General features: G+C 65.0%; 14 protein-coding genes. 6 read left to right on the top strand and 8 right to left on the bottom strand.

What is annotated here, in order from left to right; translation table 11 throughout:
- Positions 1 to 5: 5 nt before the first annotated feature.
- Positions 6 to 2,039: an AsmA family protein gene (locus QTI66_RS12240; protein WP_286559789.1), complete on the top strand. Its 2,034-nt coding sequence runs from the start codon at positions 6 to 8 to the stop codon at positions 2,037 to 2,039.
- A gap of 19 nt (positions 2,040 to 2,058) precedes the next feature.
- Here QTI66_RS12240 and QTI66_RS12235 read toward each other — a convergent pair whose 3' ends face one another.
- From QTI66_RS12235 to gpmA, 3 genes are all read right to left on the bottom strand, one after another.
- Positions 2,059 to 2,826: a HesA/MoeB/ThiF family protein gene (locus tag QTI66_RS12235; protein WP_286559787.1), complete on the bottom strand. Its 768-nt coding sequence runs from the start codon at positions 2,824 to 2,826 to the stop codon at positions 2,059 to 2,061.
- 57 nt (positions 2,827 to 2,883) lie between these two features.
- Entirely contained in the window at positions 2,884 to 4,320 is a 1,437-nt protein-coding gene (locus tag QTI66_RS12230; RefSeq protein ID WP_286559786.1) for a S41 family peptidase, read from the bottom strand.
- An 88-nt stretch (positions 4,321 to 4,408) separates the two neighbouring features.
- Entirely contained in the window at positions 4,409 to 5,152 is a 744-nt protein-coding gene (gene gpmA, locus QTI66_RS12225; protein ID WP_286559785.1) for a 2,3-diphosphoglycerate-dependent phosphoglycerate mutase, read from the bottom strand.
- Between the two features lie 116 nt (positions 5,153 to 5,268).
- Between gpmA and QTI66_RS12220 the strand changes: the two genes are divergently transcribed.
- From QTI66_RS12220 to QTI66_RS12200, 5 genes are all read left to right on the top strand, one after another.
- Positions 5,269 to 5,652 carry a rhodanese-like domain-containing protein gene (locus QTI66_RS12220; protein ID WP_286559989.1) on the top strand — a complete coding sequence of 128 codons (384 nt, stop codon included), beginning with the start codon at positions 5,269 to 5,271 and terminating at the stop codon, positions 5,650 to 5,652.
- Between the two features lie 16 nt (positions 5,653 to 5,668).
- Positions 5,669 to 5,929 carry a glutaredoxin 3 gene (grxC, locus tag QTI66_RS12215; RefSeq protein WP_286559783.1) on the top strand — a complete coding sequence of 87 codons (261 nt, stop codon included), beginning with the start codon at positions 5,669 to 5,671 and terminating at the stop codon, positions 5,927 to 5,929.
- A gap of 90 nt (positions 5,930 to 6,019) precedes the next feature.
- Positions 6,020 to 6,478, top strand: coding sequence for a protein-export chaperone SecB (secB, locus tag QTI66_RS12210; RefSeq protein ID WP_286559782.1), 459 nt, complete (start codon positions 6,020 to 6,022; stop codon positions 6,476 to 6,478).
- Between the two features lie 41 nt (positions 6,479 to 6,519).
- Positions 6,520 to 7,527, top strand: a complete 1,008-nt coding sequence (locus QTI66_RS12205; RefSeq protein WP_286559779.1) for an NAD(P)H-dependent glycerol-3-phosphate dehydrogenase — start codon at positions 6,520 to 6,522, stop codon at positions 7,525 to 7,527.
- A 175-nt stretch (positions 7,528 to 7,702) separates the two neighbouring features.
- Positions 7,703 to 8,371 carry a hypothetical protein gene (locus QTI66_RS12200; RefSeq protein ID WP_286559778.1) on the top strand — a complete coding sequence of 223 codons (669 nt, stop codon included), beginning with the start codon at positions 7,703 to 7,705 and terminating at the stop codon, positions 8,369 to 8,371.
- Positions 8,372 to 8,607: 236 nt separating this feature from the next.
- On the opposite strand, the gene QTI66_RS12195 is transcribed toward QTI66_RS12200, so the two are convergent.
- The 5 genes from QTI66_RS12195 to metG form a co-directional block, all read right to left on the bottom strand.
- Positions 8,608 to 9,405, bottom strand: a complete 798-nt coding sequence (locus QTI66_RS12195; protein WP_286559988.1) for a segregation and condensation protein A — start codon at positions 9,403 to 9,405, stop codon at positions 8,608 to 8,610.
- Between the two features lie 120 nt (positions 9,406 to 9,525).
- Positions 9,526 to 9,732 (bottom strand): DUF3460 family protein, encoded by a 207-nt coding sequence (locus QTI66_RS12190; RefSeq protein WP_286559776.1) that lies wholly within the window; start codon positions 9,730 to 9,732, stop codon positions 9,526 to 9,528.
- Between the two features lie 22 nt (positions 9,733 to 9,754).
- Positions 9,755 to 11,440, bottom strand: a complete 1,686-nt coding sequence (locus tag QTI66_RS12185) for a SulP family inorganic anion transporter (RefSeq protein WP_286559775.1) — start codon at positions 11,438 to 11,440, stop codon at positions 9,755 to 9,757.
- A gap of 37 nt (positions 11,441 to 11,477) precedes the next feature.
- Positions 11,478 to 11,729: a hypothetical protein gene (locus QTI66_RS12180; protein ID WP_286559773.1), complete on the bottom strand. Its 252-nt coding sequence runs from the start codon at positions 11,727 to 11,729 to the stop codon at positions 11,478 to 11,480.
- Positions 11,730 to 11,733: 4 nt separating this feature from the next.
- Entirely contained in the window at positions 11,734 to 13,809 is a 2,076-nt protein-coding gene (metG, locus tag QTI66_RS12175) for a methionine--tRNA ligase (RefSeq protein ID WP_286559770.1), read from the bottom strand.
- Between the last annotated feature and the right edge of the window lie 121 nt (positions 13,810 to 13,930).

Below are 13,930 nucleotides of genomic sequence, written 5' to 3'. Positions count from 1 at the left end.
TCCGTATGCGACAGCCGGCCCATGACGAACGCAATGCCACGCTTTGGCTGAAGTTGGGGTCGGGCCTGTTCGGGGTGTTGCTGGTGCTCGTGATCGCGCTGGCTTTCTTCCCGTGGGACGTCCTGCGCGGGCCGCTGAATCGCTACGTCAGCGAGAAGACAGGACGGCATTTCGAGGTGACGCGCCGGCTCGATCTTCATCCGGGTTGGCGCGGGCTGACGGTCGAATTCGATGGCATCGAGTTTGCCAATCCCGACTGGGCCCGCGAGCCCTATCTGCTGCGCGCCGAGCGTGCGGAATTCGAGATCGCGCTTTGGCCGCTGTTCAGCGCGCGCAAGCTCGTCTTGCCAAGGATGGCACTGACGGCGCCACAACTCGCATTGCAGATCGAGCCGGACGGGCGACGCACGTGGGCGCTGGGCAAGGACACCTCGGACACCGACACCGTTCCCCGCGTCGGCGTGCTGCAGGTCGATCGCGGCACCGTCGATTTTCTGGCGAGCGAGTTCAGCCTCGATCTCCATGCCGATGTCGACTTTGATGCGCAACGCGGCGACATGCCGCTGCACTACCGCGTCAAGGGCCAGTACCGCCATCAGGATGTCACGGCCCAAGGCCGCACGGGTGACCTGCTGCATTTTTCTGCAGCAGACCGGACGCCGATTCCGATGGAAATCGAGGCCGCCACCCGCCATGGGCGCATCAACGCGAAGGGCACGGTGGCCGACCTGTCAACGCTGGACGGCATCGATGCGGACTTCGACGTGCGCGGCCAGAACCTCGGCAATCTCTACGTGCTGCTGGGCGTCGCCTTGCCGCACACGCCGCCGTATCGACTGAGCGGCCGATTGCACCGCGAGGGCCACACATGGGACATCCGGCAACTGAAGGGGCAACTGGGCCTGTCGGACATTGAAGGCGAGATGCGTATTGAGCAATCCCGAAAGCTGCCCTTGCTCTCGGGTGAATTGCGATCGCGCGTCATGGACATGGACGACCTGGGCCCGTTCATCGGCCTGGCGCCCACCACGCGCTCGGCCAATGCCATTGAAGGCGTCGCGCCACCGACCACGCTGGCGCAGACACAGCGGGCCAGCAAGGCGTCAAGGAAAGTGTTGCCCACCGGGACGCTCGACCTCGAGCGCCTGCGCGCCATGGATGCGGACGTGAAGTACACGGCCGAGCGCATCCGCAACGTGCACGACCTGCCGCTGGAGAACGGCCATGTGCATGTCAAGCTCGACGGCGGCGTGCTGAGCCTGGAGCCGTTGGTCATGGGCCTGGCCGGCGGCGAACTCGCGGGCGCCATGCGCATCGACGGCACGCAAGACCCCGCGGACATGCGCGCGTCGCTCGACATCCGGCGGCTGCGGCTCGACCGGCTGATCCCGAAGGTCGAGACCTTGCACGCCTCCTTGAACAGGCTCGATGGCCGCATCAACCTCTCCGGGCGGGGCTCCTCGATTGCGACGTGGTTGGCTGGCGCGTCGGGTGACGTCGCCGTCATCACGGGACGCGGCGAGATCAGCAACCTGCTGCTGGAGTACCTGGGGCTCGATGGCGCGGAGATCCTGAAGTTCTGGCTGCGCGGTGACCGCAAGGTGCTTGTGCGTTGCGGGGCGCTGGCCTTCGATGTGAACAAGGGCGCGATGACCGGGCGCACGCTGATGCTCGATACGGCAGACACCGCATTTACCGCGACCGGCCGCGCCAGCCTGGCCGACGAGACGCTCGACTTCGTGGTGCGGCCCGAGCCGAAGGACAAGAGCATCTTCGTCGCGCGCACGCCCCTGGTCGTTCGCGGAACCTTTGCCGCACCGTCGGCCGGCGTGAAGAAGGGGCCGCTCATCGTCCGAGGCGCGGTCGCGGTGGCGCTCGGCGCGATCAACCCCTTGCTCGCGATCGCGGCGACCGTCGAGACAGGCCCCGGCAAGGATGCGGATTGTCAGGAAGTGCTGGCGCAGGCCAAGGCGCCAACCTCCGGCGCGGCTGCGACGGGCGCTGCGAAGGCAAAGGCCGCGAGAAACTCCAGGGACTGAGGACGCAGGTGGCCTGGCTTCAGGCCGTGCCGTCGGCTTGGCGATGCCCGCACACGGCGCAATGCGGGTCGCGCGACACGCGCATCGTGTCGAAACTGCTGGTGCGTCCGTCGAACATCAGCAGCTTGCCGGCGAGCGACTCGCCAATGCCGGCCAGCAGCTTCAACGCTTCGCTGGCTTGCAGCGTACCGATGGTGCCGACGACAGGTGCAAAGACGCCCAGCACGGCGCACCGTGTTTCTTCGAAATGCGCGTCCGCAGGAAAGAGGCACGCGTAGCAGGGCGATGCCGCGTTGCGCGTGTCATAGACACTCAGTTGACCGTCGAACCGGATGGCCGCCCCGGCCACCAGCGGGCGGCCGAATTCGACGCAGGCGCGGTTGATTTCGTGGCGCGTCAAAAAATTGTCCGAGCAGTCGATGACCACGTCGGCACGCGGAACCAGCTGCGCGAGCAGCGCGGCATCAGCGCGCCGCACATGCGTTTCGATTCGAAGCTCCGGATTGATATCGTGCATGGCCGCGGCTGCCGACGTGACCTTGGCTTGGCCCACCCGCGCCGTGGTGTGGGCGATCTGGCGCTGCAGGTTGGTGAGGTCGACCTCGTCGTCGTCCACGAGAGTGATGTGGCCGACGCCCGCGCCGGCCAGGTACAAGGCGACGGGAGAGCCCAGACCGCCCGCGCCGATGACCAGCGCATGGCCCGCGCTGACGCGCGCTTGCCCGTCGATACCGAATTCTTCCAGCAGGATATGGCGCGAGTAGCGCAGCAGATCGTTGTCGTCCATGCGCCCTCGGCGAACGAAGCAGCGACCTTCAACCGGTGGTCGAAGGCCGTTGTTCGATCAGTTTTCCTTCTTTTCTTCCTTGCGCTCGACTTGCGTCTTGCTCACGAGCACCGGTTGGCCCTTGAGTTGCAGCACGGCCTGCACCAGCGGGAAGTCCTTGTCGGAGCCGAACTCGGGCACCTTGCGGTCTGCCGGCGGCTTGAGCGCTTCTTCCTCGAGGCGCTTGCGCGCTTCGTCGCGTGCCTTTTCACGCTCGGGGCTCTTGTCTTCCGGTCCCTGGCCGCTGGCCAGGTGCTTGTCCAGATCGGCTTCGCGCATGCGCAGGATGGCGTAGGGGCTGCCTTCGGCGCTTTCGTCGACCAGCACGTTGGGCACGATGCCTCGCGCCTGGATCGAGCTGCCGCTCGGCGTGTAGTAGCGGGCGGTCGTGATCTTCAGGCCCGTGTCCGGACCGAGCGGGCGCACGGTCTGCACCGAGCCCTTGCCGAAGGTCTGGCTGCCCATCACCGTGGCGCGCTTGTGGTCCTGCAGGGCGCCGGCGACGATTTCGCTGGCCGACGCGGAGCCTTCGTTGACCAGCACCACCAGCGGCACCGTCTTGAGCGCTGCCGGCAGGCTGCGCAGCGGGTCGCTGCCGGAGCGGCGCTGGTAGAACTCGGGCGAGGCCTTGAAGACAGACTTGCTCTCGGCGAGTTGGCCGTCGGTGGAAACAACCGTGACGTTTTCGGGCAGGAAGGCGGCGGACACGGCCACGGCGGCGTCGAGCAGGCCGCCCGGGTCGTTGCGCAGGTCCAGCACCAGGCCCTTGATGTTGGGGTCTTGCTTGTAGAGCTCGTCGACCTTCTTGACGAAGTCGTCGACGGTGCGCTCCTGAAACTGCGACAGGCGAATCCATGCATAGCCGGGCTCGAACATCTTGCCGCGCACCGACTGCGTGCGAATCTCCTCGCGCGTGATGGTGACGGGGAAGGTGCGGTTCTCGTCCTTGCGGAAGATGGTCAGCAGCACCTTGGTGTTGGCCTCGCCGCGCATGCGCTTGACCGCCTCGTTGAGCGACAGTCCGCGAACGGCGGTGTCGTCGATCTTGGTGATCAGGTCGTTGGGCTTGAGGCCCGCGCGAAATGCCGGCGAACCCTCGATGGGCGACACGACCTTGACCAGCCCGTCTTCCTGCGAGATCTCGATGCCGACGCCGACGAACTTGCCCGAGGTGCCTTCCTTGAATTCCTTGAAGGACTTCTTGTCGAAGTACTGCGAGTGCGGATCAAGGCCGGCCACCATGCCGGAGATGGCGTCGGAAATAAGCTTCTTCTCGTCCACCGGTTCCACATAGTCGCTCTTGACCATGCCGAACACCGCGGCGAGTTGTTGCAATTCCTCGAGTGGCAAGGGAGCCAATGAGCCTCGCGCAACGGTTTGCAGCGAGACGGTCGTGAGCACGCCAGCGATAGCGCCGGCGGCGACCCAGCCTGTAGTCTTGAGTTTTTGGCCCATGGGATGTCCTGTTAGCAGCAGCGTGCCAGATCAATATACAGCGCTTGGAAGCAAACTTTTTGCAACAGTTCCAAGCCTGTGCGAAACATCAGGCTTTTCCTTGCATTGCGACGGCGGCGGCAGCCTTTTCGGCCGCTTCGGCGTCGCCAAGGTAGTAATGGCGCAGGGGCTTGAGCTCGCTGTCGAGTTCATAGACGAGCGGAATGCCGTTGGGAATGTTCAACCCAACGATGTCCGCGTCCGAGATGCCGTCCAGGTACTTGACCAGCGCGCGGATCGAGTTGCCGTGCGCCGCCACGACGATGCGCCGGCCAGCGCGAATGGCGGGCGCCATCGACTCGTTCCAGAACGGGAGGACGCGGGCCACGGTGTCCTTCAGGCACTCGGTCAGCGGTACTTGGTCGGGGCTGAGCTTGGCGTAGCGGATGTCGGTGCGTTCGCTGCGCGGATCGGTCGCTTCGAGCGCCGGCGGCGGCGTGTCGTAGCTGCGGCGCCAGACAAGAACCTGCTCATCGCCGTATTTCTTGGCGGTTTCGGCCTTGTTGAGGCCTTGGAGGGCGCCGTAATGGCGCTCGTTCAGGCGCCACGAATGAACCACCGGCAGCCAGGTGCGGTCCAGTTCGTCGAGCGTGTGCCAGAGGGTGCGCGTTGCGCGCTTGAGGACGCTCGTGTAGGCCACGTCGAATTCGTAGCCTTCCGCTTTCAGGAGACGTCCCGCCTGTTTGGCCTGTTCCACGCCCGCGGGCGTGAGGTCAACGTCGGTCCAGCCGGTGAAGCGGTTTTCGAGATTCCAGGTCGATTCGCCATGGCGGATCAGCACCAGTTTGTACATGTGTCAGGGCCTTTGGGCAGTTTGAAGAAGTCTGTGCAACCCGCCATTCTAAAATCCGGGTTTGTCATTCAAGGAATACCGTGAAATTCGTCTTCGACTTTGTCATCGCCAACTGGATGCTTTTCCTGATCGCGATCAGCGCGGGTGGGATGCTGGCGTGGCCGATGATCAAGGGCGCCAACACGGGCGCACTGAGCGCGCAGGGCGCGGTGCAACTGATCAACCGTGAACGCGCCGTGGTCGTCGATGTGCGCGAGCCGGAAGAGTTCGCTGCCGGCCACGTGACCGGTGCGCGCAACGTGCCGCTCGACCAGCTGGAAGCCAAGCTGCCCGGCACGGTCAAGAACAAGTCCCTGCCGCTGGTGATCGTGTGCGCCACGGGTGCGCGCGCCCAACGCGCCGTCTCCGTGGCCAAGAAGCTCGGCTACGAGCAAGCCCAAGCCGTTGCAGGCGGACTCAAATCCTGGAAAGACGCTAATCTGCCGGTTGAAAAAGCTTAAAAAGTCGCGATCCGCCATGCAACACGTCAAGATGTACACCACCGCCGTTTGCCCCTATTGCGTTCGGGCCAAGCAGATTCTCAAGGCACGTGGTGTCGAAAAAATCGAGGAAATCCGTGTCGACATGGACCCCGGCGCACGGGCAACCATGATGGAAGTCACGCAGCGGCGTACCGTTCCGCAGATCTTCATCGGCGACAAGCACGTCGGCGGCTGCGATGACCTCATGGCGCTGGACGGCCGTGGCGGACTTTTGCCCATGCTGCAGGGCGCTTGAGCCAGCGATAATCCGCGCTCCCTACTTCTAAACCCACCGCAGGGAGGGAAACCCGGTGGGCAATGTTTTTTTGTATCCGAAAGAAAAGCCATGGCTGACAATCAAGATCCCGTGTTCCAGATCCAACGCGTCTACCTGAAAGACCTGTCGCTGGAGCAACCCAACTCGCCCGCGATCCTGCTCGAGCAGGAACAGCCCACCGTCGACATCCAGCTCGGCGTGGACGCCCAGCCGGTGAGCGAAGGCATCTTCGAGATCACCGTGTCGGCCACCGTGCAGACCAAGATCAAGGACAAGACCGTTTTCCTGGTCGAAGCCAAGCAAGCCGGCATCTTCGAGATCCGCAATCTGCCGGAAGACCAGATGTCGCCGATCCTGGGCATCGCCTGCCCACAAATCGTCTACCCGTACCTGCGCGGCAACGTGGCGGACGTGATCCAGCGCGGCGGCTTCCCGCCCGTGCACCTGGCTGAAATCAACTTCCAGGCCATGTTCGAGCAACAGCAGGCTCAAGCTGCCGGCCAGGCCGCTCCGGCCGTCACGCAATAAGCTGAAATCCTGGGCCTCGCGCAAGGCGTGCGTCGTCAACGATGAAAATCTGCGTGCTCGGCGCCGGTGCCTGGGGCACGGCGCTGGCTGTCAACGCGGCCAGCCGGCACGACGTGACCCTTTGGTCGCGCGACGCGGCCCAGGCCAGCGCCATGCGCGCGCATGGCGAAAACCGGCGCTATTTGCCCGGAATCCAGCTCCCTGCATCCTTGGCGGTTCAGTCCGCCGATGCGGCGGCGGCTGCGCGCGACGCGCAACTGGTGATCGTCGCCACGCCCATGGCGGCGCTGCGCGAGCAACTGGGCAATTTGCGGGGCGTCACGGTTCCCGTGGCCTGGCTTTGCAAAGGCGTGGAACCGGCCCGTGACGCGGGCGGCGGGGTCGCCTTCGGATTGCTGGCCCACGAAATTCAGGCGCAGGTCGCCCCGGATCTGCTGGCGGGGGTGCTGAGCGGCCCCAGCTTTGCGCAGGAAGTGGCGCGTGCGCAGCCGACGGCGCTGGTCGCGGCCAGCCCGAACCCGGCGGTGCGCGACGCGCTCGTGGCTGCCTTTCACGGTCCCTCGCTTCGGGTGTACGCCAACGAAGACATCGTCGGTGTCGAGGTCGGTGGTGCCGTCAAGAACGTCCTGGCCATTGCCACGGGTCTTGCGGATGGCTTGGACCTGGGGCTCAACGCCCGTGCCGCGCTCATCACGCGTGGTCTGGCCGAAATGACACGGCTGGGCATTGCGCTCGGTGCGCGTGCCGAAACCTTCATGGGGCTGTCGGGTCTGGGAGATCTCGTTCTCACTGCCACCGGCGATTTGTCCCGCAATCGCAAGATCGGGCTCCTGCTGGCGCAAGGCCGGACGCTGGCGCAAGCGGTCGATTCCCTTGGCCATGTCGCGGAGGGCGTTTATTGCGCCCGTGCCGTACTCCAGCGTGCGTCGCACTTGGGCGTGGACATGCCGATCACCTCGGGCGTTGTCGCACTGCTCGATGGCCAGGCGCAGCCGGCCGAAGTGGTGGCGTCACTGATGGGGCGCGGTCCGACGATCGAACCGGGTTGAAATGCACCGCGCTTCAGATGCCGCGCTGAAGCAGGACATTTTTTCGTTGCGTCGAGCCGGCGGGGCGCTTCGCTTACCCGCAAACCGCGAACAGGCCGGCAGTGATTACCTTATTGAAGGCGGGTGGTGCTTCGGTTAGCGTGTGCGCACCTTCACAGACCCCAAGGAGACCAGCATGCGCCGCACCAAGAGAGCCCTTTCCCTCATTGCCCCCGTCCTGGGAGCCGTGCTCCTTGCAGCCTGTGCAACAGGCTCCATCGGCGGCAAGTCGATGGGGTTTTTCGTCACCAGCGCCAACTCGGGCAAGGGGGCGGATTTCGGTGGCCTCGCTGGCGCAGACAAGTATTGCCAGGATCTGGCCGCAGCCGCTGGCGCAGGCGGCCGCACCTGGCGCGCCTACCTGAGCACCAGTGCAATGGGTGGTTCGGCAGCGGTCAACGCCCGCGACCGGATTGGCGCCGGCCCCTGGTACAACGCCAAGGGCGAACTGATCGCCACAAACGTGGATGAACTCCATGGTGTCAACAAGCTCACCAAGCAGACGGCGCTGACCGAAAAGGGCGGGATCGTCAACGGGCGCGGAGATACGCCCAACATGCACGACATCCTGACCGGCTCGTCGCCCGAGGGGCGGGCGATGGCTGGCGACAAGGACACCACCTGCGGCAACTGGACCAAGAGCGGTGATGGTTCGGCAATCGTTGGACACTCCGACCGAACGGGTCTGGATGAGTCTGCGCCGGCCAAGTCCTGGAACTCGTCGCACCCCAGCCAAGGGTGCAGCCTGGATGCCCTGAAGAAAACTGGCGGAGACGGGCGCATGTACTGCTTCGCGAGTAACTGAGGCCTCCCGGCTTTTCACTTCGCTTCGCGGCGTGTAATTCGCCACCTCCCGAGGAGGGGACCCGGGCCTGCCTTGGGGCGGCCCGGCGGCCGCCCGGGGACTGAGGCCTCCCGGCTTTTCACTTCGCTTCGCTGCGTGTAATTCGCCACCTCCCGAGGAGGGGACCCGGGCCTGCCTTGGGGCGGCCCGGCGGCTGCCCGGTTGCTTGACTCCCTTGGAGCGTTGCGGCGGTTGCCTCAGGCGGGGGTGTAGGCGAGGCGGACGTAGATGGGCGCAAACGCTTCGGCTTGCGTGATCTCGATGAGGGTTTCCTTGGCCAGTTCGAGCATCGCGATGAAGGTCACGACCATCACGGCGCTGCCGCGCGTGACGTCGAACAGGTTTTCGAACTCCACGAACTGGCGGCCCTGGAGCGTGCGCAGGACGATGCTCATGTGCTCGCGCACGCTGAGTTCCTCGCGCGAGATCTTGTGGTGCTGGACCAGCTTGGCCCGCTTCATGATGTCGGCCCAGGCGTCGCGCAGGTCGACGACGTTCACGTCCGGAAAGCGGGGCTTGAGCGACTGCTCGATGTAGACCTGACCCTTCCAGAAATCGCGGCCGAACTGCGGCATGGCGCTGATCGAGGCGGCCTGCATCTTGGTCTGCTCGTATTCGAGCAGACGCCGCACCAGCTCGGCGCGCGGGTCTTCGGCTTCCTCGCCTTCGGCCACCTTCTTGGGCGGCAGCAGCATGCGCGACTTGATCTCGATCAGCATCGCGGCCATCAACAGGTATTCCGCGGCCAGTTCGAGGTTGGTCTGGCGGATTTCGTCGACGTAGCTCAGGTATTGGCGCGTCAACCCCGCCATCGGGATGTCGAGGATGTTGAAGTTCTGCTTGCGGATCAGGTAGAGCAGCAGGTCCAGCGGGCCTTCGAAGGCTTCCAGGAACACCTGGAGCGCTTCGGGCGGGATGTAGAGGTCGCTTGGAAGGGCGAACAGGGGCTCGCCATACAGGCGAGCGAGCGCGACTTGATCGACGACGTCAGGCATGGCGACAACCAGTGGCGCGCTGTCTTCGTCGCGTTCGGCTTGAACGGCGGTCACGATGGAAGGCGGTTCGAAGAAAAGAGGCTGCGGCCACTCTGGAGCGACACAGTCGCCTGCGGCCGCTTACTTGACCTGGGTCTGGTAGACGTAGGGCTGCTGCGGCACCTTCGCCTGGCTGAATTCGCTTTGCGTGTCGCGGTCCAGGTGCTTGTCCCACAGGAGCGCCCGGCCGGCGCGCTGTTCGGCCTCCAGCGTGGGCTTCTTTTCCTTCATCTCCTCGATGAAACTCGTGATCTCGGAGGTGTAGTGGGGGCGGCGGAAAATATTCATGAATGGAACCTTTGACCGGATTTTACCGGTCCCCGCCCGCAAAAGCCGGCTCGGGCATGCTGGCGAGCTCTGCCGCGAAGCCCGAGCGCTCGATGACTTCATGCGGCTGGGGCTGCAAGGACTCGATGCGCAGCACTCCGTCGCGGGCCAGGACGGCCTTGTGCAGTTGCCGGATGGCATCGAGCCCCGTCGCGTCCAGCAGGATGAGGTGCATGGCGTCCAGCACCACCGTCATGCCGCGCGGCGCCCGCTCGACGGCCCGGATGGCTTCGTCCAGCTTGGCGGCGGCTCCGAAGAAGAGGGCGCCGTAGAGCTTGTAGGTCAGCACCGGCGGCTGCAGCGAAACAAGCTCCACCCGGAACAGCGTGCTCATGCGCCGGACGAAGAGCGCGCAGGCCAGCACGATGCCCACCTGCACCGCGACGGTCAGGTCGAACACTACCGTGAGGAAGAAGGTGCCCAGCATCAACAGGATGTAGTGCTGGCTGACGCGGCGCAGCATGTAGGGCGCAAATTCACGCCATTCGCCCATGTTCCACGCGACGAACAGCAGGATGCCGGCCAGCACCGACAGCGGCACGAGCTTGGCCAGCGGTGCAGCCGCCAGCACCACGACGGCCAGCGTCAGCGCGTGCACGATGCCGGCCAACGGGGAACTGGCGCCCGCGCGCACATTGGTCACGGTGCGGGCAATGGTGCCCGTGGCCGGCATGCCGCCGAAGAAGGGCGTCACCAGGTTGGCGATGCCCTGTGCCATGAGTTCCTGGTTGGGATCGTGCCGCGGCAGGCCGGTGATCTGGTCCGCAACGCGTGCGCACAGCAAGGATTCGATGCCGCCCAGCAGGGCAATGGTCAGCGTGGGCGTGACCAGTTGCTTGACCGTTTCCCAAGAGAAGTCCGGCAAGGCGAAGGTGGGCGGTCCCTCCGGTATTCCGCCGAAGCGGGTGCCGATGGTCTCGACCGGCAAGTCCAACGCCCACGCAAGCGCCGTCAACGTGACCAGCGCCACGATGGGGCCGGGCACGCGCGACCCCATCCGCACCGCACGCAGTTCCGTCACGCGCCCGAACACGAAACGAACTGCGTGGCCAAAGCGCGAGGTGTCGTGCAGCAGCAAAGGCCAGACAAACAGCCCGAGAACACACACGCTGCCCAGCCCGAAGGCGTACGCGTTGAAAGTCGAAGCGTGCTCCACCAGCGCATTCAGCTGCGAGAACACATCCGCCGGCATCTTGTCGATGCGCAGGCCGAACCAGTCGCGCAGCTGGGAGATCAGGATCAGCACCGCGATGCCATTGGTGAAGCCCACGACGATCGACACCGGAACGTAACGCACCAGCGTGCCGAGCCGCAAGAGCCCGATCAGGAACAGCAGCACGCCCGCGCAGGCGGTGGAGATCAGCAGGTTCGCCAGGCCGTAGCGTTCGACGATGCCATACACGATGACGATGAACGCGCCGGCCGGCCCGCCGATCTGCACCGCCGATCCGCCGAGCGCCGAGATCAGGAAGCCGGCAATGATGGCCGTCCAGATGCCGGCTTCCGGCTTGAGGCCGGACGCGATGGCAAAGGCCATGGCGAGCGGGAGTGCGACGATGCCGACCGTCGCGCCGGCGCCCAGGTCTTTCAGGAATCGTTCGCGGCTGTAGTCCTGCAACGCGTCCACCAACCGCGGGCGGAAGGAGTGCAGCTTGATCGGGGATGCCATGTTCGGCCATTGTGGCCGAGGCACGTGCACCCGCGAATTACTTGTTTTCGCCCGGCAGCACCGCGTCGGCCGCTGCGCCGACGGCCTTGCCGGTGATCTTGGCCGTGCCGATGGCCGCGTCGGCCGCGAGGCCGACGGCCCCAGCACCCACGCTCACCGCCGTCGTCGCGACGCTGACCGCCGCACCTGCCACGCCGACGACGGCGCAACCCGTCAGCGCGCAGCCGAGGAGGGCCGCTGCAGCAAGCTGCATGGCCGTCCGGATGAAAGGGCGCATGGTCGTCGACATGGCCTTAGCGTACCCGCATGCCAGGCGTCGCGCCGGGCCACGGCTCCAGCACGTGGATGCCGGGGTTCGCCTTTTCGTCGGCATGGCTCGCGGCCAGCACCATGCCTTCGCTGAGGCCGAACTTCATCTTGCGCGGCGCGAGGTTGGCGACCATGACGGTCAGCTTGCCCACGAGTTGATCGGGCTTGTACGAAGAGGCAATGCCGCTGAACACGTTGCGCGTCTTTTCCTCGCCCACGTCGAGCGTGAGGCGCAGCAGCTTGGTCGAGCCTTCGACCGCCTCGCAGTTCACGATCTTCGCAATGCGCAGGTCGATCTTCGCGAAGTCGTCGATGGTGATGGTGTCGGCCAGCGCCTCGCCGCCGGGCAGCGGTTTTTCAACAACGGGCTCGGTGGCGGCGGGTGGCTCGAACAGCGCGTCGAGCATCTTCACGTCCACGCGTTGCATCAAGTGCTTGTAGTCGTTGATGGCGTGGTCCTTGCCCAGCAGGCGGCCCGCGTCGCCGGAGGCCAGCGGCGCACAGTTCAGGAAGGCTTCGACCTGCTCGGCGAGCGTCGGCAACACGGGCTTGAGATAGATCGTGAGCAGCCGGAAGGCTTCGATGCAAGCGGTGCACACGTCGTGCAGTCGCGCGTCGGCGCCTTCCTTCTTGGCCAGTTCCCAAGGCTTGTTCTGGTCGACGTATTCGTTGACCTTGTCGGCCAGCAGCATGATCTCGCGCAGCACGCGGGCGAAGTCGCGGCTGTCGTAAAGCGCTTCGATGGCCTGCGCCTCGCCTTGCAGGGTCTTGAGCAAAGCGGCCCCGTCGTCAGTCACTTCGCCCAGCTTGCCGCCAAATCGCTTGGCAATGAAGCCGGCCGCGCGGCTCGCGATGTTGATGTACTTGCCGACCAGGTCGGCGTTGACGCGCGCCATGAAGTCGTCGGGGTTGAAGTCGACGTCTTCCACCTTGGCGTTGAGCTTGGCGGCGATGTAGTAGCGCAGCCATTCGGGGTTCATGCCGATGGAGAGGTACTTGAGCGGATCGATGCCCGTGCCGCGGCTCTTGCTCATCTTCTCGCCCGAGACGGTGATGAAGCCGTGCACGTTCACCTGGCTGGGCGTCTTGCGGCCGCTGAACTGCAGCATCGCGGGCCAGAACAGGGTGTGGAAGTACACGATGTCCTTGCCGATGAAGTGCACCTGTTCAACCTTGGGGTCGGCCACGAAGTCGTCGAAGCTTTGCGACGTGCGCGAGGCCTCATGCCAATGCTGCGCGGCCTGGCCCTTGTCGAAGTGGTTCTTCAGGCTGGCGAGGTAGCCCACGGGTGCATCGAGCCACACGTAAAAATACTTGCCCGGCGCGTCCGGGATTTCGATGCCGAAGTAGGGCGCTTCGCGCGAGATGTCCCAGTCGGCCATGCCGGCTTCGAACCATTCGCTGGCCTTGCGCGCCATTTCCTGCTGCAGCTTGCCGTCCTGCGTCCAGGTCTTGAGGAAGTCGACCACCTTCGGGTCGGACAGCTTGAAGAAAAAGTGCTCCGAACTGCGCAGCTCCGGCGTCGCGCCGGTGAGCGTCGAATAGGGGTTGATGAGTTCCGTGGGTGCATAGACGCTGCTGCACACCTCGCACGAGTCGCCGTACTGGTCCTTCGCGTGGCACACCGGGCACTCGCCCTTGATGTAGCGGTCGGGCAGGAACATGCCCTTGACGGGGTCGTAGAACTGCTCGATGGTGCGGTTGGCGATCATGCCGCCCTCGCGCAGGCGCTTGTAGATGCCCTGGGCGAGTTCGGTGTTCTCGGCGCTGTCGGTCGAGTGCCAGTTGTCGAAGCGGATGTGGAAGCCGTCCAGGTATTCCTTGCGGCCGGCAGCGATCTCGCCGACGAATTCCTGCGGCGTCTTGCCGGCTTTTTCGGCCGCGATCATGATCGGCGCGCCGTGCGCGTCGTCCGCGCCCACGAAGTGCACCATGTGCCCCTGCATGCGCTGGAAGCGCACCCAGATGTCGGCCTGGATGTATTCCATGATGTGGCCGATGTGAAACTTGCCGTTGGCATACGGCAGGGCGGTGGTGACAAACAGTTTGCGCTGGGACATCGCGAGGGGCGCTTTCGGGCGTTCGGGGAATTCAGGGCGGGCTGGGCGCGGGGCCGGTCGGCAGACCGGGCCGCGCCCGCGAAAGAACCCGCCATTTTAATTGGCAGGGCTATAGTCGCTG

The sequence above is a fragment of the Variovorax brevis genome, from assembly GCF_030317105.1.
In the GTDB taxonomy this organism is placed as follows: Bacteria; Pseudomonadota; Gammaproteobacteria; order Burkholderiales; family Burkholderiaceae_C; genus Variovorax; species Variovorax brevis.
The sequence above is the reverse complement of the archived record's forward strand: the minus strand, read 5'-3'. Positions and strand labels throughout refer to the sequence as shown.